Origin of the sequence: Microbacterium sp. zg-Y818 (assembly GCF_030246905.1) — a bacterium.
Classification (GTDB): domain Bacteria; phylum Actinomycetota; class Actinomycetes; order Actinomycetales; family Microbacteriaceae; genus Microbacterium.
The window spans coordinates 2940077-2959773 of sequence record NZ_CP126741.1 but is presented as its reverse complement, the minus strand read 5'-3'; the positions used below and the strand labels follow the sequence as shown (position 1 = coordinate 2959773).

The 19697-nt window shown below is 66.8% G+C and carries 20 protein-coding genes; 6 read left to right on the top strand and 14 right to left on the bottom strand.

Annotated elements, in window-relative coordinates; translation table 11 throughout:
• Positions 1 to 555 precede the first annotated feature (555 nt).
• A complete protein-coding gene (locus QNO21_RS13975; protein ID WP_257518450.1) occupies positions 556 to 1134 on the top strand; it encodes a hypothetical protein in 579 nt (192 codons plus the stop codon).
• Positions 1135 to 1314: 180 nt separating this feature from the next.
• Here the strand turns inward: QNO21_RS13975 and QNO21_RS13970 are convergent, their stop codons facing one another.
• From QNO21_RS13970 to QNO21_RS13935, 8 genes are all read right to left on the bottom strand, one after another.
• On the bottom strand, positions 1315 to 2286 hold the full coding sequence (locus QNO21_RS13970; protein ID WP_257518449.1) for a sugar kinase: 972 nt from the start codon (positions 2284 to 2286) through the stop codon (positions 1315 to 1317).
• On the bottom strand, positions 2283 to 2894 hold the full coding sequence (locus QNO21_RS13965; RefSeq protein WP_257518448.1) for a bifunctional 4-hydroxy-2-oxoglutarate aldolase/2-dehydro-3-deoxy-phosphogluconate aldolase: 612 nt from the start codon (positions 2892 to 2894) through the stop codon (positions 2283 to 2285). The genes QNO21_RS13970 and QNO21_RS13965 overlap by 4 nt, the downstream gene beginning before the upstream one ends.
• A 214-nt stretch (positions 2895 to 3108) precedes the next feature.
• A complete protein-coding gene (locus tag QNO21_RS13960) occupies positions 3109 to 4527 on the bottom strand; it encodes a xylulokinase (RefSeq protein ID WP_257518647.1) in 1419 nt (472 codons plus the stop codon).
• 23 nt (positions 4528 to 4550) lie between these two features.
• A complete protein-coding gene (locus tag QNO21_RS13955; protein ID WP_257518447.1) occupies positions 4551 to 5495 on the bottom strand; it encodes a sugar phosphate isomerase/epimerase family protein in 945 nt (314 codons plus the stop codon).
• 78 nt (positions 5496 to 5573) lie between these two features.
• The gene (locus tag QNO21_RS13950; protein WP_257518446.1) at positions 5574 to 6329 is read right to left on the bottom strand and encodes a sugar isomerase domain-containing protein; all 756 of its coding nucleotides are present in this window, start codon (positions 6327 to 6329) and stop codon (positions 5574 to 5576) included.
• Positions 6326 to 7189: a carbohydrate ABC transporter permease gene (locus tag QNO21_RS13945; RefSeq protein WP_257518445.1), complete on the bottom strand. Its 864-nt coding sequence runs from the start codon at positions 7187 to 7189 to the stop codon at positions 6326 to 6328. The genes QNO21_RS13950 and QNO21_RS13945 overlap by 4 nt, the downstream gene beginning before the upstream one ends.
• Positions 7186 to 7998 (bottom strand): carbohydrate ABC transporter permease, encoded by an 813-nt coding sequence (locus QNO21_RS13940; protein ID WP_285178399.1) that lies wholly within the window; start codon positions 7996 to 7998, stop codon positions 7186 to 7188. The genes QNO21_RS13945 and QNO21_RS13940 overlap by 4 nt, the downstream gene beginning before the upstream one ends.
• A gap of 146 nt (positions 7999 to 8144) precedes the next feature.
• Entirely contained in the window at positions 8145 to 9437 is a 1293-nt protein-coding gene (locus tag QNO21_RS13935; RefSeq protein ID WP_257518443.1) for an ABC transporter substrate-binding protein, read from the bottom strand.
• 234 nt (positions 9438 to 9671) lie between these two features.
• On the opposite strand from QNO21_RS13935, the gene QNO21_RS13930 reads away from it, so the two are divergent.
• The gene (locus QNO21_RS13930) at positions 9672 to 10370 is read left to right on the top strand and encodes a GntR family transcriptional regulator (RefSeq protein ID WP_257518442.1); all 699 of its coding nucleotides are present in this window, start codon (positions 9672 to 9674) and stop codon (positions 10368 to 10370) included.
• Between the two features lie 26 nt (positions 10371 to 10396).
• Here QNO21_RS13930 and QNO21_RS13925 read toward each other — a convergent pair whose 3' ends face one another.
• Positions 10397 to 11668, bottom strand: a complete 1272-nt coding sequence (locus QNO21_RS13925; RefSeq protein ID WP_257518441.1) for a threonine synthase — start codon at positions 11666 to 11668, stop codon at positions 10397 to 10399.
• Between the two features lie 42 nt (positions 11669 to 11710).
• On the opposite strand from QNO21_RS13925, the gene QNO21_RS13920 reads away from it, so the two are divergent.
• Genes QNO21_RS13920 through QNO21_RS13910 form a run of 3 tightly spaced genes read left to right on the top strand, consistent with a single transcriptional unit; the run spans position 11711 to position 14093 of the window.
• On the top strand, positions 11711 to 12913 hold the full coding sequence (locus QNO21_RS13920; protein ID WP_257518440.1) for a M20 family metallopeptidase: 1203 nt from the start codon (positions 11711 to 11713) through the stop codon (positions 12911 to 12913).
• Positions 12910 to 13344: a RidA family protein gene (locus tag QNO21_RS13915; protein ID WP_257518439.1), complete on the top strand. Its 435-nt coding sequence runs from the start codon at positions 12910 to 12912 to the stop codon at positions 13342 to 13344. The genes QNO21_RS13920 and QNO21_RS13915 overlap by 4 nt, the downstream gene beginning before the upstream one ends.
• Positions 13341 to 14093 carry an MBL fold metallo-hydrolase gene (locus QNO21_RS13910; protein ID WP_257518438.1) on the top strand — a complete coding sequence of 251 codons (753 nt, stop codon included), beginning with the start codon at positions 13341 to 13343 and terminating at the stop codon, positions 14091 to 14093. Before QNO21_RS13915 ends, QNO21_RS13910 begins: the two co-directional genes overlap by 4 nt.
• Here QNO21_RS13910 and QNO21_RS13905 read toward each other — a convergent pair.
• The 4 genes from QNO21_RS13905 to QNO21_RS13890 all read right to left on the bottom strand — a co-directional run bounded on the left by QNO21_RS13905 (position 14083) and on the right by QNO21_RS13890 (position 17327).
• Positions 14083 to 15120 (bottom strand): Gfo/Idh/MocA family oxidoreductase, encoded by a 1038-nt coding sequence (locus QNO21_RS13905; RefSeq protein WP_257518437.1) that lies wholly within the window; start codon positions 15118 to 15120, stop codon positions 14083 to 14085. The genes QNO21_RS13910 and QNO21_RS13905 overlap by 11 nt on opposite strands.
• Position 15121: 1 nt before the next feature.
• A complete protein-coding gene (locus tag QNO21_RS13900) occupies positions 15122 to 15931 on the bottom strand; it encodes an IclR family transcriptional regulator (protein ID WP_257518436.1) in 810 nt (269 codons plus the stop codon).
• A 242-nt stretch (positions 15932 to 16173) separates the two neighbouring features.
• The gene (locus QNO21_RS13895) at positions 16174 to 16785 is read right to left on the bottom strand and encodes a PIN domain-containing protein (protein WP_257518435.1); all 612 of its coding nucleotides are present in this window, start codon (positions 16783 to 16785) and stop codon (positions 16174 to 16176) included.
• Between the two features lie 35 nt (positions 16786 to 16820).
• On the bottom strand, positions 16821 to 17327 hold the full coding sequence (locus QNO21_RS13890) for a helix-turn-helix domain-containing protein (RefSeq protein WP_257518434.1): 507 nt from the start codon (positions 17325 to 17327) through the stop codon (positions 16821 to 16823).
• Positions 17328 to 17519: 192 nt separating this feature from the next.
• Between QNO21_RS13890 and QNO21_RS13885 the strand changes: the two genes are divergently transcribed.
• Positions 17520 to 19205, top strand: coding sequence for an RNA-guided endonuclease InsQ/TnpB family protein (locus QNO21_RS13885; protein ID WP_257518433.1), 1686 nt, complete (start codon positions 17520 to 17522; stop codon positions 19203 to 19205).
• Positions 19206 to 19399: 194 nt separating this feature from the next.
• Here the strand turns inward: QNO21_RS13885 and QNO21_RS13880 are convergent, their stop codons facing one another.
• Positions 19400 to 19696, bottom strand: coding sequence for a hypothetical protein (locus QNO21_RS13880; protein WP_257518432.1), 297 nt, complete (start codon positions 19694 to 19696; stop codon positions 19400 to 19402).
• Position 19697: the final 1 nt, after the last annotated feature.

The following is a 19697-nucleotide window of genomic DNA, read 5'->3' as shown; positions in this document are numbered from 1 at the left end:
ATCCAGTGGCTACACGCGCGCCGCACCAACGGCCACCGCGGACCGTACCGTCACATCGACCGGCTACACGACGGAGAGTTCGAGCCGACGCTGCGGGCCGCGTTGCACACCGCATGGGCGTGGCAGGCGTAACGCGTGCGCCGAGACGACCCTGAGGCCAAACGGACCACCACGTCGTTACGCAGAAAACCGTCTATGCATTGAGGCGCAGGGGCGGCGATCCGTGGGAACCGGCCTGTCGCCGTTCCGGTGTTACCGACGCGGCGCGCGCAGTGTTCGCCGACAGCTCCGGTGCGCTAGGACGTCTCGCGGTGACGGGCTCGATCAGGCGCAGGCACGGCACACACCGGTCGCACCGCCCGCATTGCGTCCGTGCGGACGACGCAAATCACAGACTGACTGCGCCACATTCCGGGCAGGACCATGCCATCAGGCGCGGGCGCGGGTGCGGCTGCAGACTGCCGAGACCGCACTGCGGGCAGCCAAGGTAGGACGTGGCGATCTTCGAGGTGGTGCGCATAGAGGGACTGTCCGAAACCCACAGAAGGAAACCTCATGCTGAACATCGCTACCGGAACGCCCTCGACGTCTGACGTCGATCTGGACGACTTCCCAAGGCCCGCCATCGACGAGTACGGCCGATTCCTCCACCGCGGGAAAGAGCTTTACGCTCACCTCGCGTGCACGCTACGTAAGCTCGGGACGTGGGACGATTTCGGTGTCCGCGTGCTCCCCAACGAGGAGGAGGGTTACGCCAGCATCCACTTTCGCATCCCCGCAGCGTTGCCGGCCGCTTCTCAATCCCAGCTCGCGGAGTTCGCAGCCCAGAGAATCCCCTACACGGAGCGCGACCGCGACTGGGACGCCCGGCTAGGAGGACCCACCAGCGACAGGCGATTCCAGAGCGCATTCGTGGACTCTGTCATCGCGGCGGTCGACTTCGCGTCCGCGGCTCTGGAGTCCGCCGTCTGGGCGCACGCCCGCGGCCGGGAGTGGACCTGGCCCCACTCGGCACCTGGTCGGGACGAATCGAAGTACGACGATTGGGGCACCGACCACCCCAGCCACTGCTTCGGAGGTGACGTGCCCACCGCGATTCCCGCGAAGACGGAATCCCTGCCAGGGATCTGCTGAGCAGTGACCTCGACGCGGCCCACCCCGGCCATATCTGGCTGATGGGTTTCACCTGATGCCGGACGTGGACGGCGATGCGGTGTGTCCCGCTAATGGTCGACGTTTGGTCACAACGCATCGCTGTGCGGCAGTCGCCCTGTCCGGCCGCCAGATGGCCAGATCTATCGGCTGAGTCGTCTCCTAGCGCGCGACGCCGTCGGAATCGAGGTCGGCTAGTTCCGCTCGGCGTGGCAGACCCTCCCAGTCGCCCTCGCTCAGGCACGCGTAGGCGCCAGCTCTGATGGCGGTGTCCAGTCGCTGTTCGGCCGGGGCGCCGCTCACGAGCTCCGCGAGGTAGCCGGCGACGAACGCATCCCCAGCGCCGACGGTGTCGACGGGCGTGATCGGAATTGCGCGCCGCTCAAACCGCGCACCGTCGATGATGGCGGTCGCGCCGCGCTCCCCGAGCTTGATCACCGACTGCGCCGGGCCGAACTCGGCGAGGCGGGCCGCGAGCTCGAGCGGCTGCAGGTCGTCGCTCGCCATAGCACCGAGGGCGATGCGGGCCTCGTCGTCGCCCGCGAAGACGACATCGCACGACGGCAGGATGCTCCGGTACGAAGCGGCGGCGGTCTCTGGCGACCACAGTTTGCGGCGGAAGTTGAGGTCGAAGGACACGACCACCCCCTCGGCGCGTGCCACCGCGACGGCCCGTGCAACCGCGTCCGCGAGGGTTTCGGACACCGCAAGCGAGATGCCGGTTACGTGCAGGAGAGCAGCCGATCGCACGGCCTCGAGGTCGACCTCGTCCGCTCGCAGGCGAGACCCAGCGTTTCCCGTGCGGTAGTACCAAACCGAAGTGCGGGATGACGTGCGCCGCTCCTTGACCATGAGCGCCGTGGGAGCGTCGTCATCCCGGACGGCGCGCACCCGCACCCCTTCTGCGGAAATCTCCCGCAAGACCAGGTCGCCGAGCGGGTCACGCCCGACCTTGCCCACCCACGTCGCCGGAATGCCGAGGCGCTGGACACCGATCGCGACGTTACTCTCGGCTCCACCGATCCCCAGGTCGAGACCGGCGCTGTGGGGTAGCGGTCCATAGCCCCGAGACGACATGAGCGCCATCGTCTCGCCGATGGTGACGACACCGGCCGCGGCGTCGGCTGCGCTCATCGGGTGCTCGCGAAGTCGCGGACGAGGTCGCTAAACCGCTTGGCACGGTCGGCCAGCGCGGCCAGCGAACCACCTTGCAGTGCATCACCGATCAAGGGGCCGCCCACGCTGACCGCGGCGGCGCCCGCAAGTAGCCAGGGCGCTACGTCATGTTGAGCGATGCCGCCGGATGGGATGAACTGCAGGTCGGGCAGGGGGCCGCGCAGATGCGACCCGTATCCGACGCCCACGGTCTGCGCGGGGAAGATCTTGACCGCGGTGGCCCCTGCTTCCCACACCGTGAACACCTCGGTGGGTGTCAAAGCGCCGGCAAGGATCGGTGTCCCGGCCGCGACGGCGACGGCGACGACCTCGGGTCGTGCGGTGGGTGTCACAAGGTAGTGCGCGCCGCGATCTATCGCAGCCTTGGCCTCCTCGACCTTTGTGACTGTGCCTACACCCACGTCCACGGATGCGCCGACGCGATCGACGATGCTCGTCACGCGGTCGAGCGTGCCCGGGGTGGTGAGGGTCAGTTCGATCGACCGGATGTCGTGGTCGACGAGCACGTCGATGACCGCATCGTACCGGGACGCGGCGTCAGCCCGGAGTACAGCGACCAGCGGCATGCCCTCGAGTCGAGTGGATAAGGCGAGACGAGCGGGTGGGGCCGTGCGGGCAGCTGCGTCCGTCATCTTTGGCTCCTTGAAATCTGCATTCCCGGTCGGGTTGTAGTCCTTGCGCTGCCACCGACGTCGTCGGCGTCTTTCGCGATGATGGCTTGCATGGGTGCTCTCTCGAACGGCTGACGGGCGCCGGTGGATGTCTCGGTCGGGGGTGTCCTCAGAGCAGGCGTTCGCACCAGGCGCGATAGCGGTCCCGCGCCTGCCGGTACGCGAGCACTTGCTCGGGTTCGGGGCGACCGACGGACACGGTCGAGATGGCATCGGCAGCATCGGCGGCTGAGCCGTAGGCGCCCGTCCCGATTCCGGCGAGGACCGCGGCGCCGAGCGCGGAACCGCCGTCCGGCACGAGTTCGAACCGAGCGTCGATCACGCTCGCCAGGGCGTGCCGCCAGCGCTCCGAGCGGGTCACCCCGCCCACGAGATGCACGACATCGGGGGATCCAGTCGCGGCGGCAACTGCGTCGATCGCGTCGGCGCATGCGAATGCGATGCCCTCAAGTACAGATGCAGCCAACTCGGCCCGCCCGTGACGCTCGGTTTGCCCGAGGAACGCGGCCCGGGCCATGTCTTTTTTTCGCGGGACGGTTGACCCGAACATGAACGGCAGATAAGTGAGCCCGTCGGACCCAGCGTTTGCGGCCGAGGCAGCCTCGTTGATGTCGGTGCCACCGAGCACGGAGCGCTCGGCCCAACGGACGCTCGCGCCCGCGGCATAGAGCGAGGTCATCGCGACGAACCCCTCGCCGGTTGCTGAGCCGAACAGGAATCCCGATCCGGGATCCGGCGTGGTGCTGACGCCCATCACCTGTGCGGCGGTCCCGGCATTGAGCACCATGCGGCTGCGGTCTGCGACGCCGGCGCCGACGACAGACGCGGCTACGTCACCCGCCCCGGCGACAACCGGGGTGCCCTCTGGCAGGCCGGTCGCGGCCGCCGCGCCCGCGTGAACCACGCCCCGTAGGGACGTCGACGATAGGACGGGCAGGCCCAGCAAGGGGCTCGCGCCCACTGCCGCGAACAGGTCGGCGCTCCAGGCTCCCTCCGAGAGGTCGTAGAGCAGGGTGCCGAGGGCATCCGTCTCGTCTGTGGCCCAGGTGCCGGTGAGCCGGTGACCGATCACATCCTTCGTGAGCACGAGGCGGGTGGCGCGCGCGAGCACCTCCGGTCGGGTGCGCGCCACCCAAGCAAGCTTCGGCGCCGTGAACGCGTTCACGACCTGGTTCCCGCCTACCTTCCGGAACCGCGCATCCTGCGCGAGTCGAGCGGTGTCGTCCGACGCCCTGCGGTCGGCCCAGGTCAGTGCCGGCAGTACCGGCTGGTCGTGCTCATCAAGGAGGAGCAGGGAGTGCATGTGACCGGACAGCCCAACCCCAGCGACCGGTCGGTCGGCCACCGACTCCATCACACGGCGAGTGCACCCGCACACGGCCTCCCACCACGCGGCGGGGTTTTGCTCGTGCGCGCCGTCAGCGTCGGTGCTGCTCGGGTACTCTCGCGCTGACGCAGCGACCACGGCACCGGAACGGGGGTCGAGGCCGATGACCTTGACCCCCGTCGTGCCTACGTCGATGCCCATGAGCACCGCATCGGGAACGTCGGTCACCCACGTTCCTTCGCGGTCGTGAATCCGTATTCTCGGAGGAACTCAAGCGACTCCTCAGCGACGCGGTCGAAGTTCGCGAGGCCGATGCCCGCGGGCTCGCCGACGCCGATGTTCCCACCGACCTGCCAGCCCTCCCATTCGACGCTGACATAACCGTTGAAGTCGATCTCGGTCAGGGCGTCGAACGTCTCCCGGAAGTCGACGAGGCCGCCGCCGAACCAGATGTGGTTGGTGTTCACGATGGTGGGAAGGCCCACCTCGTCCTTGATCTGCACGATGTCGATGTGCTGGGCGAGGCGCTTGATACCCTCCGTCACGCTCATGAACGGTTTGACGGCGATGTAGAACGCGCCGGTGTCCATAGTCATTCGGAGGTTCGAAGCGCCGATCTCGTCGAACATGCGCTCGACGGACTCGACCTTGTTCAGGATGGTGCCTTGCAGCAACTCGATGCTCACGTTCAGGTCGAGCTTCGCGGCGTAGTCGCAAACCTCAGTGATGGCCTCACGAGCCTGACGCCAGGCCTCCTTCCGCGACATGAGCACGTTCAGAGGCGGATCGTAGAAGCCGTCGCCGAGGAGCGTGCACGCGGACTTCGCGCCGAGCGCCTTCGCCGCGTCGAGTGCCTTCTTGAAGCTCTCGATGCCGCGCTCCCGGTCGTACTCGCGCGGGCTCACGAAGGTGGTGTGATTCGCGACGTAACCAATCTCGATGCCGCTGGCCTCCGCCGCGGCCTTGGTCGCGGCAAGGTTCGCCTCGTACTCGCTCGCCGGACCGTTCATGAGATGGCCGAGGAGGAAATCGACGGCGTCGTAGCCGTACTCCGCCACCTTCGTGGCCGTCTCGGCGGAGGGCAGGTCGCCCCACGAGTTCCACGCGGGGCCGGCGGCCTCGAGGCGCCCCCACGGCATGTTTGGCCAGACTTCGAAGCTGAGTTTCATGTGGGTTCGTTCCTTACTTGTTTCTTGCGGTGCGAGTGCCGACCGACGGTCGGCGATCGAAGGGCGGGCGCCGAGCGATCAGATATGTGGGTTCCTTCGGCTGAACAGCTGGGAGGTGCGCGCGTTGTGCTCGCGGGCGCCAGGCATTCCCGCGCTCAGATAGATGTCGGGTCGGTGCCCCTGCGCGGTCTGCCGGGCGAGTGCCTCCACGATGACCGCATTCAGAAGCGCGAGCCCCACCACAGTCGACGCGGGGCCGACGCGCGGCAGGTCGTCGCCGAGTGTGACGAGCGCATCCCCAGGCGGGCACTGATTGTCGAGCACGACGTCGGCGATCTCGTGCAGCCGCCCGCCCGGGCTCGGTGAGGCTTTCGCGTATGCCACCGACGTGATCGCGATCACGGGGATACCGCGCTCGCACGCAGTTTCGGCGACCTCGACGGGTAGGGCGTTCGCGCCGGAGTTCGATACGACGAGCAGCACGTCCGTGGCCGGGTTGATCGCGTACGGCTCGAGCAGCGCGACCGCAAGGCCCGGTTGCCGTTCGAGCTCGGTGCTTCGCCGGGCCCCTGCGTGCAGCATGTGCTCGGGCTTGAGGATCGGGCAAACCCGGGCTGCCCCGCCTGCCCGGTAGAAGGCCTCCTCGGCGAATACGTGCGAGTGGCCGCTACCGAACACGTAGAGCATGCCCCCGCGGTCGAAGCATTCGGCCACCATGCGGCCGGCGAGTTCGACGGACGTCGCCCCCGCTTCGGTCGCGGCGCGTAGCAGCTCCTCCGTGGTGTCGAGGTACGTGCGCGTTGGGCGCAACAGCCCCGTGGCATGATCGGTCATTTAGTGGCTCCCGTGATCAGACCGCCGACAAAGTAGCGCCCAACGAAGAGGAAGAGCACGACGGTCGGCAGCAGGGTGAACAGGGTTCCGGCCATCACGAGACCCCAGTTGACGGTGTACTGGCCGATGATGGCGCTGAGGCCGATCGGCAGCGTCTGCAAGGCATCGCTCACGATGAACTGCGAAGCGAAAACGAACTCCGTCCAGGAAAATACGAACGAGTAGACCGCGACGGTTGCGATGCCGGGTAGAAGCAGCGGCAGCACGATCTGCAACATGGTACGGGTCGGGCCAGCGCCGTCGATGGCCGCGGCCTCATCGATCTCGCGAGGCACGGCGAAGATGAATCCTCGCAGCAGCCACGTGCAGAACGGCGCCGTGAAGGCAACGTTCACGAGAACGATGCCAGCGTGGGTGTCGATGAGCTCGAGACCTGCGAGCGTGCGGTACAGCGGCACGATGAGCAAGGTTCCGGGGATCATGTACGACAGCAGAACGATTCCGGCGATCTTGCCGCTGCCGGGCACCTTCAGCCGATAGAGGCCGTACGCGGCGGCGAGCGATACGAACACGGTCACGACCGTCGTCGTGACCGCCACGATGATGCTGTTCGTGAGGAACACCGGGTACTCGGTCGACATGAACAGCTGCTCAAAGTTCGAGAGCGTGAACGTCTCTGGCCAGAACGTGGGCGTCGATCGGATGATCTCCTCGCGACCCTTGAATGCCGAGATGGTGATCCAGTAGAGGGGGCCGAGCACGATGACCGAGAGGACGATCCACGCCACGACCCGGGGGACGGCCCCTAGTCGGTGACGCAGGGTGCGCCCCGATCGACGGGACGCGGTGAGACTGGTCACGAGTCCTCCTTGGGACGGGCGAAGCGCACGAAGAGCAGCGCCGCAATGCCGAGCACGATCACGGTGAGCACGCTTGCTGCGGCCGCCTGGCTGGAGCGGAAGGCGCTGAAGGCGGTGTCGTAGACGTACACGGGCATGGTCGTCGTGGAACCGACGGGTCCGCCGCCGGTGATCAGATAGATGGTGTCGAGTACGTTGAACGACCACAGCGAGCCCACGAGCGCGAGAGCGAACAGCACCGGCTGGAGCAGCGGGAAAGTCACGGCCCAGAACGTTCGCCAGGCGCCCGCCCCGTCCATCTTCGCGGCCTCGAGCACCTCGCCTGGCACCGTGGCCAGCGCTCCGTATATGACGACCGCGCTGAGCGGAAACCAGTGCCAGCTGTTGACGAGGATTACAGCGATGAGCGCGACGGCCGAGTCGCCGAACGGTGAGCCGAGGTCGATGCCGATGCCGCGGAAGAGCTGGGTGACGATGCCGTAGTTGCTGTTGAGCATCCACTGCCACACCACGGCCACCGCCACTGTCGGGATCACCCACGGCAGGACGATCCAGGTCCGCGCGGCTCTCGACCACCGGGTGCTGCGTTGCAGGAGGAGCGCCGTCGCGAAGGCGAGAATCGTCTGCACGATCATGTTCACGACGAGCCAGATGCCGGACCGGCCGAGCGCCTCCCAGAAGGCGCTGTCTCCGAGCACCTTGGCATAGGTGTCGAAGCCGACGAATTCGGCAGGGCTGCCAATCGTGCGCTGATCCTGGAAGCTGGTGATCACCGCGTTGATGAGCGGGAACGCGATCACGAGCGCCATGATGACCACGATTGGGGCGATGAGTGCGTAGCCCAGGACACGTTCACCCAGGCTTTGCTTTTTCTTTGGAGCGGGAGCCGACGAGGGGCGGCGCTGACGGATCGCCGCCAGCGCCGCCGGACGGCTCGTTACCGAGCTGGTCATCGTCAGTCGATCGCTGCCTGCATCTGCTCCTGCGCCCAGGCTGTAGCTTCTTCGGCGCTCATGCCGTTGACATGCATCTGCTGAATGGCTTGCGCAAGGAAGTTCTGGCCTGAGATCTCGCCGACAGCGTCGATGTACTGGCCGTCGACGAAGCCGAACAACTCGCCGGTCTCGGACTGCTTCAACATCGCGTCGACGCACTCGGCGTAGGTCGTCAGGACCTCGTTGGAGCGCCACTGCTCAAGTTCCGCGCCACCGCTCGTGACGGGGAGGAAGAGGCCCGGCTCGGCGTTCAGGAAGTCGCCGTAGTTGTCGGGCTCGAGTAGCCATTCGAGGAAGTCACCAGCAGCAGCCTGCTTGGCCGAGTCCTCGCTCAACACCATGGCGCCATTGGAGTAGTAGATGCTTCCCGGCTCCCCGCCCTCGTCCGCCACCGGAATCGGCGCGCAGCCAAGCTGCGACGGGTCGAGGCCGGATTCCTCGGCGAACGGGGCGAGGTACTGCCCCTTCTCGATCGCCATGGCGGCCGCGCCGCTGTTCAGGGCCGCCTGTGGCTCGCCCCACGCGTAATTCGCGGAGTCAGTGGGGGAGTACTGAAGCAGCTCCTTGTACAGATCGAACGCGGCTACGGTCTCGGGCGTGTCAATATCGACCTGACCGTCCTCGGTGAAGAAGTTGGCGCCACCTCCCGTGACCATGAGGCTATAGAGCACCTGATCTGTGGCGAGGTTCTTCCCGGCAGGAAGGGCAATGCCGCTCGTGCCATCCGTGGTCAGCGCCGCAGCGGCGTCGACGAGCTCGCTCCACGTGGTGGGCGCCTCAACCCCCGCGGCCGCGAGCATGTCCTCGCGGTACCAGAGCATCTGCACCATGCCGTACAGCGGCACCGCCCAGTACTCGTCGTCATCCTGATAAGGCGCCTTGGCTGCGTCGATCAGCCCGTACTCGTTCTCGAGCGAGTCGACCACGTCCGTGACCGACTGGCCGAGACCGAGGTTGCGCACGTAGGTAGCGAAGTCGGGGATGGCGAAGAGGATGTCGGGCTGCTTGCCCGACTGCGCCGCACCAGCGACCTTCGTATAGACCTGGTCCCAGTCCTGCACCTGCACAGTGACCGGGTACTCCGGGTTGGTCTCGTTGTACTTCTCGGCAAGCGACTCGAAGGCTGCCACACGGTTAGGCGTGCCTTCCATGTGCCAGAGGACGAGTTCCTGGTCGCCGCCGGCGTCGGGCCCGTCGGTGCCGCCGCCTGAGCACGCACCGAGGGCGAGCACGGCCGCCGTTCCGAGTGCCACAGCCCCAATTGATTTAGATCGCATGTCACAACTTTCTGGTTGGTGTGAACGCCGTTCGACAGTGAACCGGCGCGATGACGGAGCTGCTGAGACTCCGTCCCGTGACGGTTGAGCCAGTGTAGCAAAGAGTGCTCTAGAGCAATATAGGCTGTGATACATGACAGGCGTGTTTCGGGCATGTTCGGTTTTCTTGAACACCTGTCCGGGAGAATGTCATTGACGAAGGGTCGCTGAATGGTCCAACCCAAGTACTTGGAGATCCTCGATGCGCTCCGTAGTCGCTCTTCCGGGCTGCCCATCGGCGCGAGGCTCGCTCCGGAGCGGGCTCTCGCGGAGGAGTTCGGAGTGAGTGTGATGACCGTGCGCCGCTCGCTCGGTCAGCTCGCCGCAGAGGGCTGGGTCAAGAAAATCCCCGGCAGCGGGACATACGTGAGCCGCCCCACGGTGTCGATGGGCCCGGCGCTGACCTCGTTCACGCAGGACATGCGGCAGCGCGGCTTCACGCCCAGTTCGCAGGTGATGCGGAGCGAGACCATCACCCCCGATGTGGAGACCATCGGGGTGCTCGACCTGCGGCCGGGCGAGTCCGCGGTGCTGGTTGAGCGGCTTCGGTACGCCGATAACGAGCCCATGTGCCATGAGGTGAGCGTGTTCCGGCCCCAGTTCGCGCCGCTGCTGTTGGGAGTGGACCTCTCCGGGTCGGTCCACGAGCGGCTCGCAACGAAAGGCTTCACGCCCATGTCGACCGAGCGGGTGGTCCGGGCGGTGCTCGCGTCGAATCGTGAGTGCGAGTTGTTGCAGTTGCCGCGGGGGTACCCCGCGCTCGAGATCGTCGACACCTTCTTCGACACGCTCGGCCGACCCATCCAGCACGTCCGCTCGCGCTACCGTTTCGACCGCTATGAAGTGCGGACGGACATCAATCGCGGATGACCTCACTTGGTGGCTCACCACCCGCGTCATGTGGTCAAAGCTGGCGGCAGGGCGGGCGCTTTGGCGCCGTGGCCCGTGAGTATCAGCACGACTGGGCCGGCCGCTGCAGGCTCATCCGACACATCCGCCCTGCGAGCGCTCTTCGGCAACGTGACCTTTCGGAGTGCGGCGAGCGCCGTGGCGGCGGACGGCTCGACCCAGACGCCGATCGCGGCGAGCTGCCGGGTGGCACGAGCGATCTCTGGTTCTTCGACCGCGACGATCTCGCCACCGGTGCGTTCGACCGCGGCGATGGTGAGGTCGCCGTGAGATTCGTACCCGACCAGCCGGTCGGCGATGGCCGTAGCGAGCGTGGGTCCGCGCTCGCTGGACGCGGTGGCGGTCCTGGGGCCGTGCCGCCGCTGCCACGCGGCGTGAATGGGCGCGACCCGGGCGGCCTGCACGCCGATCAGCGCGGGCGGACGGCCCACTCGACCGACAGCGACGGCGTCGGCGAACCCTCGTTCGATCCCGCGCAGGAGGGGGCCGGCTCCGATCGGCACGATCACGGCGCTCGGAGCCCGGCCGAGCTGCTCGATGAGTTCGAAGGCGAGCGACCGGTACCCCTCGGCGAGTATCGGATTCCGGTACGTCGTCGAGACGTTCATCCATCCCGCGCCCTCGAGGATCTTGGCGTGTGCGTACGCCGCACTGTAGTCGCCCTCGATTTCCCGGACGTCAGCGCCGAGGACGCGACAGGCGTCGAGTTTCTTGGTCGCGTTCGACTCGGACCCGACCAGCACGACGCACGACAGCCCCGCCGCAGCGGCGTACATGGACGCGGAGACGGCTGCGTTGCCCGTGGAGGCGACGACGAGGCCGTCCATCCCAAGCCCCACGGCGGCGGATGCCCCGAGCGCCATCGCTCGGTCCTTGAACGAAAGGGACGGGTTGAGTGATTCGAGCTTTGCGAATACCGGCCGCTCGCCGGCGTCGGTGACGGGCAACGCCACGAGCGGCGTGTCGCCTTCGCCGAGCGAGATGCGGGTCTCGGTGCACGGCAGGAGCGCCGGGAATCGCCACGGGCCACGAGTACCCGGTGCGGTCTGCTTGAGCTCGGCAGCGGTCACCTGGTTGGCGTCGAGCACGATCGCGCCGCCGCAGCTGGGGCAGTCGTAGCGAAAGGCTTCGTCGGAGTCTCCGCAGAGCGCGCAGGCAAAGCGGTGTCCGCGGGTCCCAGCCTTCATTGTTCCGCTCATGCGCCTTCCACCGACTAGATTATGGAAGGCCATTCTGAAAGCTTTGATCGCTTCCCACAAGTCCGGGCCGTCATCAGCTCGCGGAAATAACGAGGAGAATCCATGGACGTGCTCGATCTCACCCGCGAACTGGTCGCTATCGACTCCCAGAATCCCGGCCCGCAGGAGTCGGAAATAGTCAACTATGTCGCGCGCTGGGCCAAAGAGCGCGGATTTGACGCCCAGATCCTGGAACCCGTCACCGGCCGCCCCAACCTCGTCGTCGCGGTCGACCGCGGCGGGTTCGGCCATCTCGGCCTGTCCGGTCACCTTGACACGAAGCCCATCGGGGACGCTGCATCGGAGTGGAAGACCTCCCCGCTCGAGTTGACTGTTGCCGGTGACGAGGCCTTCGGGCTCGGCAGCACGGATATGAAGGGTGGGGTGGCGGCGATGATGCTGGCGCTCGAAGACTTCGCGTCAGATAGGGGTGGGGCTGCGGCCGCTGGTCGGCTATCCCTCGTCCTTACAGCCGACGAGGAACAGGGCTCCGACGCGGGTGCTAAGGCCCTCGCTGCCGACGGACTGCTGCCCGACCTCGACGCCATCGTGATCGGGGAGCCGAGCGGCATCATTGATCCTTGGGAGGCCGTGTACCTGGTGTCGCGTGGTATCTGCTGCTTCCACATCGATGTGCTCGCGCGCCAGGGCCACAGTGGGCTCTCGCACACACTCGGCCGCAACGCCACTCTGCACGCCGCTGACCTCCTGCATGCCTTCGAGACCTTCCGGCCCACCGTTGACACGCCCGGAGAGGTGGGTTGCGCGCCGACGGTCAACCCCGGCATGTTCATCAGTGGCGGAGTGAGTTTCGGAACCTGGCCCGGGCAGTGCCGCGTAAGCATGGAGGTGCGCCTCGTTCCCGGCATGAGCCAGCAGACGCTCCACTCTGAAGTCGACGCGCTCGTACGGGCAACACTCCCCGCCGATGTCGACTACCGGATCAGCTATCTCGGCAGCGGTCAGGGCTGGATGCCCGCGGTCGAGCTGTCGCCCAAGACGGTGGTCGCGCGGGCCGCGCAGTTGGCTACCAAGTCCGTCCTTGGGCGGAGCGTTCCGTTCGCCGCGTTTCCGGGCGGCACAGACGCCACCTACTTCATGGGACAGGGCGGCATTCCCACCATCGCGAGCCTGGGCCCCGGATGGATCAGCGTCGCGCACGGCGCGAACGAGAAGGTCGGTGTCTCTCAGCTCTACCAAGCACATCGGCTCTACGGCACCCTCGTTGAGACCTATTTCGACCTCCGCAGGAAGGAACTCGCATGACCCGCATCGCCCACACCAGTGACATCCTTCCGAATCCGGCAGGGCCATACAGTCACGTGATCGACTGCGGATCCTTCGTGGTCACTGCTGGCTTCGGTCCGCAAGACCCGGCGACGGGGCTCGTTCCTGAGAGCATCGAGGCGCAGACCGAACAGGTCATCAGCAACGTCGAGACAGCACTCGGGCTCGTCGGGCTCACACTCGCGGACGTCGTCAAGTCGACCGTGCACTTGCAGCACCTCGACCGCGATTTCGCCGCATACAACGCTGTTTACGAGCGACGCTTCCCTGCGCCGTACCCGGTACGCACCACGGTCGGCAGCACGCTTGCGAACATCCTGGTCGAGATCGACGTCATGGCGGTCCGCCCGCCGTCGGCGCAGCTGCCGCTCTCTATCGAGGACGGAGCGGTCGGGCAAGGGCCATCATGACCGCGGTCCGGCTGGGCGAGTACGTCTGGCTCGTCGGAACCGCAGACGATCGCAGCCCCGCCTTCACGAGCCCGTACGACGGTAACCAATACCTGATCTGGGACGGCGAGCGGGGTGTGCTGCTCGACGCCGGGACTGGGCTAGGCGCTGACTCCTGGTTCGCGAACGTCGAGTCCGTAGCCGCCGCTGACGCGATCTACCTCGTGCTCATCAGTCACTATCACGGCGATCACGCTGGTGGGGCGGCCGCGGCGGCCGCCCACGGTTGGCCGGTTGCGGCAGGCGAGGTCACCGCAGCCGCGATCGCCGCCGGCGACGAAGCTGTCACGCAGGTCGCGCGGGCTCGCGAACTCGGGATTTACCCGCCACAGTTCTCATTGCGGGCGCAGGCTTCCGAACGGATCCTGGCCGATGGTGAGAGCATCGACGTGGGGACCGTCCGGGTCACGAGCCTCGCCACGCCCGGTCATTGCGATGGACATTTTGTCTTCCTCGCCGACGGGCCGGCGGGGCTAGCGCTGTTCACGGGCGACGTTCTCTTCGCTGGCGGCCTCGTGAGCCTCCAAGCCATTCCAGACTGTCGGCTTGACCGGTACGCCGAGAGCGTCATGAGGCTCGCTGAACTCGGGATCGACCAGCTCTTTCCCGGTCACGGCGATCCGGTCCTGTGTGAGGCGCACCGGGACGTGACCTCGGCCGCAGACTCGTTCGCACGCCTCATCCCTCCGCGCAACTTCCTCAATCCGTGATCACGGCCTCGGGCGCGCCGCGCTCGAGGGACCCGATCATGGCCTCGGCTGTCGCCACGCTCCAGAGCGACTCCCGGTGGGGCATCCGGGTATTCTCTGCCCCGCTGGAGAAGACCGCGAGCGCGTGCTCGATCTCCGCGCTAAGGGCTCCTCCGATGCGGCCGTTGCGCTCCGGCCAGAGTGAGAGGTCCGGCGTGAAGACGCCGCGCTCGTTCCATTCGACGAGTGCGTCGCTGATCAGGCGCTGCCTGACGGTCCCGTTCGCCCCGATGAGTTCGGCCTCACCCGCGATCGTCCCGTCGAGTGCCAACGCGCCTGCGAGCGACTGCGGTCCCCTATCGGGAATGCTCCAAGCGGACTCGATGGTCGCCGTCCGCCCCGACGGGAACCGGAGCAGCGCCGTCATCGAAGCCGGCGCGTCGGTGTCGGGGTCGACGACCTGCAGGGCGTAGACCGATTCCGGGCACTCGCCCGTGAAGTAGATGGCGAGGTCGATGTCGTGAATACACGATTCCCAAACCGGGTGGACTCGGTGTCCGAAGTCCGCCAGCCAGCCGCGTGTGAAGTCGCGGCGCAAGCGTATGCTCCACAGATCGCCGAGTCGCCCGGCATCAAGCGCCTCGCGCATGTACGCGTAGGGTTGCGCAAAGCGGGAGACGTGCCCTGCGATGATGTGAAGCCCTGCGGCCTCCGCGGCGGCAATGCTCCGTGCCGCCTCCGTGCTGCTAAGCGAGAAAGGCTTCTCGACAAACACGTGGCAGCCGTGCTCGATCGCCTGGTCCGTGAGGCGGGTGTGCGACGCCTCGTCGGTGGCCACGACGACGGCGCCCACTTCGCCGCCCCGCAGCACCTCTCCGAGGTCGGTACCGTGCCGGTCCGAGCCGTGCGCAAATGCGAGGACACGGGCCCGCTCGGGGTCCGTGTCGACCGCGGCCACGACCTGTGCGCCGGCCTCGCTCCAGGCCCGCGCGTGCAGCGAGCCGAACCGGCCCGCGCCGGCGATGGCAATGCGAAAGGGCGAGGTCATGTCACTCTGCTTCCATCATGTCGGGCGCCTCGGCGCGGTAGCCCAGGGCCTCGGAGATGCGGTCAGCGCTGCGGCGCACGAGCGCGCCCCACTCGGCGGCGCGCTCACGATCGAACCGTTCGGTCGGGATCGATAGACCGATGGCCGCGACCGGCGCGCCCTGCTCGTCGAAAACTGGCGCCCCGAGGCACGTCACCCATGGCTCGTGCTCGCCGAGGTCGCGACTGAAGCCGGCCCGGCGCGTGTGTGCGAGTTCGGCGTCCAGGTCGTCCCGGTCCATGGCTCGGCCGAGCTGTGATGCTGTGGACTCGACCACCGCGTCGACGACGGCAGGCGTCGAGTAGGCGAGGATCGCCCGGCCCACCGCCGTGGTAACCGCCGGCGCCGTGGCCCCGATCCGCGAGACGACGCCGACCGACCGGGTGCTGTCGAGCTTGTCGACGTAGACGATGTGCGGATTAGCTAGCGTGCCGAGATGGCAGGCCTCGTCCGTCGCATCGCGGAGCTCGGAGAGGACCGGAAGCGCCTCGACCCGGAAGTCGAGCCCGCCGAGAAACCCGCGCGCGAGAATCAGAGTTCCAGGCCCTAGCGCCTGTCGGCCATCGGGGGTCTCGCGCGTGAGTCGGTACTCCCGGAGGGCCCCGATCATGCGGTGCACGGTGGTGAGGGTTAGCCCAGTCTCCCTTGCGAGATCGGCGAGGGTTAGGGCCTGAGGATGCGCCGCGAGCTCGAATAGGATGCTCGTCGCACGGTCTATTGCCCGTAGACCCTCCGGCCCGCGCCGTTTGGGATCGTCTACGTGCTGGGTCATGCCTGCCTCTCGTCGCCGACGCTGAGTGTGGTGATTCCGGAATGCCATTCCAGTTTACGGTGATCGGCCCGCTTCGAGTCCGCAGGAATGAAGCGCCCCAGGTGTCCGGGAAACCGGGTCAGGCTTCAAGTCGATGTCACGTCCCGCGGCACCTACGGGTACCGCCGCGTGCACGCAGAGCTGACAATACGGAGTTCGCGTTCGATACTCAGAGTGCTGCGCAGGCGCTCGACCGGAATGCGTTAGGTCTCCGCTTGCCGAGAGCTTGGCCCGGAATCGGCAAAGCTCGGGGCGAGCAGCTCCTCGACTTCACGCATGTCATAGCGACTCGCGAGCTCCGCGAGGATTTCGCGCGGCGTTCGGTGGGGGCTCTGGCTGCGCAAGGACATGGCCTGAACTGCGCCAATGCCGGCGTCCAAGTGGGCGGATACGCAGTTGGCGGCGAATGTGGCCGCGTCGACGACTTCGACCTCGGCTTCCTCGAGCGCGGTGCTCGCCTCGAACCCTGCGCGCTTGTCTCCGGTTACGAGCGCGTCGGCGTTGCCGATGATCGAGGCGTGGACAACGTGTCCGTCGTCAGGGTCGTCTATGTCGTAACTGTATTGGCGGTTCTTGGGTGCTTCGACGAGGGCGCCGGGAAACGCCTTCTGCATCTGTTCCAGGAGGTGAGCGCGGCGTGCGGCGCTGCTGGTTACGCTACGCCTTTCATGAAGAGCCTCGAGCACATAGTCGAGCTCGTGCAGGATGCCGCTACCCCACAGCGGCGTATATGCCCCTTCTGCTGCCAACTGCAGAAGGAAGTCGCGCTGCAGGCCGGGTACCAGGACGACAGTGTCGAGGACGGCGCGGTACACGTGGCGAGTCTGTCACACGCCGTCCAGCCAGGGGGTCAGCGCGCCCTGCGTGCCTTCGCGGCAAGCGCCGCCGCGTCGGCCGGGTCGACATCGTCGAATTCGGCGGAGCTTTCGGTGATGAACTCATTCCGCGCCTGGTGTAGCCGGTCCCGGTACTCGAGGACGTCCGCGAGTCGTAGCTTCCGGCGTTTCTCTCCTGGCACGGTGGCGTGGAGGTCACCCTGGCCGATCAGCTTGACGACGGTGGGGCGGCTGATGCCCAGAATATCGGCGGCTTGCTGAGTGCTGATCTCTTTGTCGCGCGCGATGATGCTCACGGACTGACCACGGCTGAGTGCTCCGGCGACATCCTTGAGGATCCGGAAGAGCTGTTCGTTCAACTCGACGCGGTCGTGCTCGTTCGGCCCGCTGAGATAGAACGCGGGGGTTGGTGCGGCACCTCCGCGAGACTGGTGGGCATCGAGGAAACTGAGGACTTGCGCCACTTTCGCGCGGTCCGTGGGCGCTGGTGTGACCACCTCCAGCATTGCCGTGCTCATCATGCGCCCCTTCTGTCTGGTGATACAACGGTACCACGGTTGCGAAAGTTACGAAACGGGTAAGGTTTGGCCGAATCGCAACCATTCGCGATCTCGTGGCCGCAGCGCAGATGACGTGCATGACGCTTGAGACGACGACCCACGGGCCCGCGGCACATGTACGCGGCTTCTGTAGAGACCGCGCATAGAGAAGCTATGACCCTGGATCTTCCCGACGGCTACGAGCACGGAACTACCCGTGCGTACCGGCACTGTCGTCCCGCGTGCGTTGCCTGTAGGGCGGCGAACACCGCGGCCGCAGCGGCGCGCCCTGCGGCAAAGCTCGCCGACGGAATGCCCGCCGAGACGCATGGAAAGCCGAGCGGCTACACGTTTTGGAACTGTCGTTGCAAGCGATGTAAGAGGGCGTACCGGGCATCCAACGCGGTACGGACTCGGGCGACTCCGCCCGCGCCCGATCTCGTCGCGATGCCAGCGGAGGATCACGGAACGACTCGCGGGTACAACCGCTGGCGGTGCAAATGCGGTCCCTGCAAGGCGGCAGGGACCCGTCAACGTGCTGAGCGGAAGGAAGCCAAGCGTGCCGCGTACCACGGTCCGGTTTCTATCAAGCGGTACCGCTACCGCATCAACCCCGAACCCGCCGTCGAAGAGGGGCTGCGCCGCACGCTCGGCTCATGCCGCTTCGTCTACAACTCCTACATCGCGCTCGCACGCTCTGCTCACGCGGTCGGCGCCCCGCACCCCGACGGCTACGCCGCCGCAAAGCTCCTTGTGACAGAGGCTCGGAAGGCGGAAGCTACAGCATGGCTGACCGACGTGCCCAGCGCGGTACTTCGCTCCGCGGTAAGCGACGCGGCGACAGCCTACGAGAACTACTTCTCGTCCTGCCGCGGTGCACGCAAAGGTGCGCGGATAGGTGCCCCGAAGTTCAGGAAGCGGGGACACCGTCAAGCCGCCCGGTTCCCGGAGAACGCGTTCAGTATCCGGGGCGGCTGGCAGGACACGGGACCAGGCGGCGGACGTCTTCGGCTCTCTAAGATCGGCGACATCCGGGTGAACTGGCACCGCCCGCTGCCGGGCTACCCCAGCGCGGCGACCATCATCTACGAACCGGACGGCACCTGGTGGGTCTCCTTCATTGTCCGTGTCCCCGTCGATCCGCCGAAGACGCCGACCCGTCAACCTCGGACCGCCGGCATCGACCTCGGCACGGAAGACTTCGCAGCCCTCGTCTACGACGACGGAACACGCGAGAAGGTCGCCGCACCCAAGCGCTACCAGAAGGCGGAGGACTCCCTCCGCCGTGCCGACAATAACCTCTCCCGGAAGAAACCCGGGAGCAAGAACTACGAGAAGGCACGCCGAGCCCGAGCTCGCGCGCACCGACGCGTAGCTAACCTCCGAGAAGACCATGCCCGTCAGCTGGCCTCGAAGCTCACCCGCGAGAACCAAGCGGTCTGCGTCGAGACGCTGAACATCACCGGCATGGTCTCCTCGGGACACAAGAAACGAAACAAGAGCATCCATGATGCGGGCTGGCGACAGTTCCTGCGGTTCCTCGAGGAGGCGTGCGACCGCAAGGGCGTCACCCTCGTCAAGGCGCCGCGGTACCTGCCGTCTACGCAGGTGTGCTCGATCTGCGGAGTCAACAGCGGTCCCAAGCCGCTCGAGATCCGCGACTGGGTCTGCCCCGGATGCGGCACCCACCTCGACCGCGACTACAACGCGGCCGTGAACATACTCGTCGCGGGGCCCGCGACCTGTGGACGGGACATGAGTCTTCGGCTTGCCGCAGCAGTCCCGGATGAAGCAGAAAGCCACCGATCCGAGGCGCTTGTGAAGGCGTCTCGCAGACGGAAGCGTGTTCGCCGACCCTAGTCGGAGCACACGTGCAGGCAAGTTCAGAACCGCGGAATCTCAACGATCTGCGGCCCATCGTGGAAAATCGAGGAGCCAAACGTGGAAAACGTGTGGAACCCCTCTCCGCGAGCCCTTGTCCCATCTGGGATCGGGGAAAAGCTGAACCACCCCACCGCGCAGGCGAGCGTGTGCGGGGAGCGCAGCGGGGGCGGTCAGTCGAGCCAGGCGTCGGCGAAGTCGACGGCATCGAGCGTCGCGAGGTCGCGCTCCACCATCTCGAGGATCGCTTCGACGTCCTCCATGTCGGCAGGCTCGAACCGCCGCACTTCGGTGCCGTCCAGTGCCAGGCGGATGACGATGTCGGTCATCGCCGGGGCCGACGCGCCGCTGGCATCGAACAGCGATACGAGCGCGGTGCCGGCCCACTGGGCGGCACGCTTGAGGGGCGTCGCGGCGCGGTCTTCCCCGCCGGCGGTGTACACCTCGGACGCGGGGACGGGAGCGCTCACG

Coding starts and splice junctions, on each gene's coding strand:
- QNO21_RS13920 (WP_257518440.1), top strand. CDS start 11,711: ATGGACGTGCTCGATCTCACCCGCGAACTGGTCGCTATCGACTCCCAG.
- QNO21_RS13930 (WP_257518442.1), top strand. CDS start 9,672: ATGGTCCAACCCAAGTACTTGGAGATCCTCGATGCGCTCCGTAGTCGC.
- QNO21_RS13915 (WP_257518439.1), top strand. CDS start 12,910: ATGACCCGCATCGCCCACACCAGTGACATCCTTCCGAATCCGGCAGGG.
- QNO21_RS13960 (WP_257518647.1), bottom strand. CDS start 4,527: ATGGGCATCGACGTAGGCACGACGGGGGTCAAGGTCATCGGCCTCGAC.
- QNO21_RS13940 (WP_285178399.1), bottom strand. CDS start 7,998: ATGGCGCTCGTGATCGCGTTCCCGCTCATCAACGCGGTGATCACCAGC.
- QNO21_RS13910 (WP_257518438.1), top strand. CDS start 13,341: ATGACCGCGGTCCGGCTGGGCGAGTACGTCTGGCTCGTCGGAACCGCA.
- QNO21_RS13965 (WP_257518448.1), bottom strand. CDS start 2,894: ATGCCGCTGGTCGCTGTACTCCGGGCTGACGCCGCGTCCCGGTACGAT.
- QNO21_RS13905 (WP_257518437.1), bottom strand. CDS start 15,120: ATGACCTCGCCCTTTCGCATTGCCATCGCCGGCGCGGGCCGGTTCGGC.
- QNO21_RS13975 (WP_257518450.1), top strand. CDS start 556: ATGCTGAACATCGCTACCGGAACGCCCTCGACGTCTGACGTCGATCTG.
- QNO21_RS13885 (WP_257518433.1), top strand. CDS start 17,520: ATGACCCTGGATCTTCCCGACGGCTACGAGCACGGAACTACCCGTGCG.
- QNO21_RS13955 (WP_257518447.1), bottom strand. CDS start 5,495: ATGAAACTCAGCTTCGAAGTCTGGCCAAACATGCCGTGGGGGCGCCTC.
- QNO21_RS13900 (WP_257518436.1), bottom strand. CDS start 15,931: ATGACCCAGCACGTAGACGATCCCAAACGGCGCGGGCCGGAGGGTCTA.
- QNO21_RS13970 (WP_257518449.1), bottom strand. CDS start 2,286: ATGAGCGCAGCCGACGCCGCGGCCGGTGTCGTCACCATCGGCGAGACG.
- QNO21_RS13950 (WP_257518446.1), bottom strand. CDS start 6,329: ATGACCGATCATGCCACGGGGCTGTTGCGCCCAACGCGCACGTACCTC.
- QNO21_RS13890 (WP_257518434.1), bottom strand. CDS start 17,327: ATGATGAGCACGGCAATGCTGGAGGTGGTCACACCAGCGCCCACGGAC.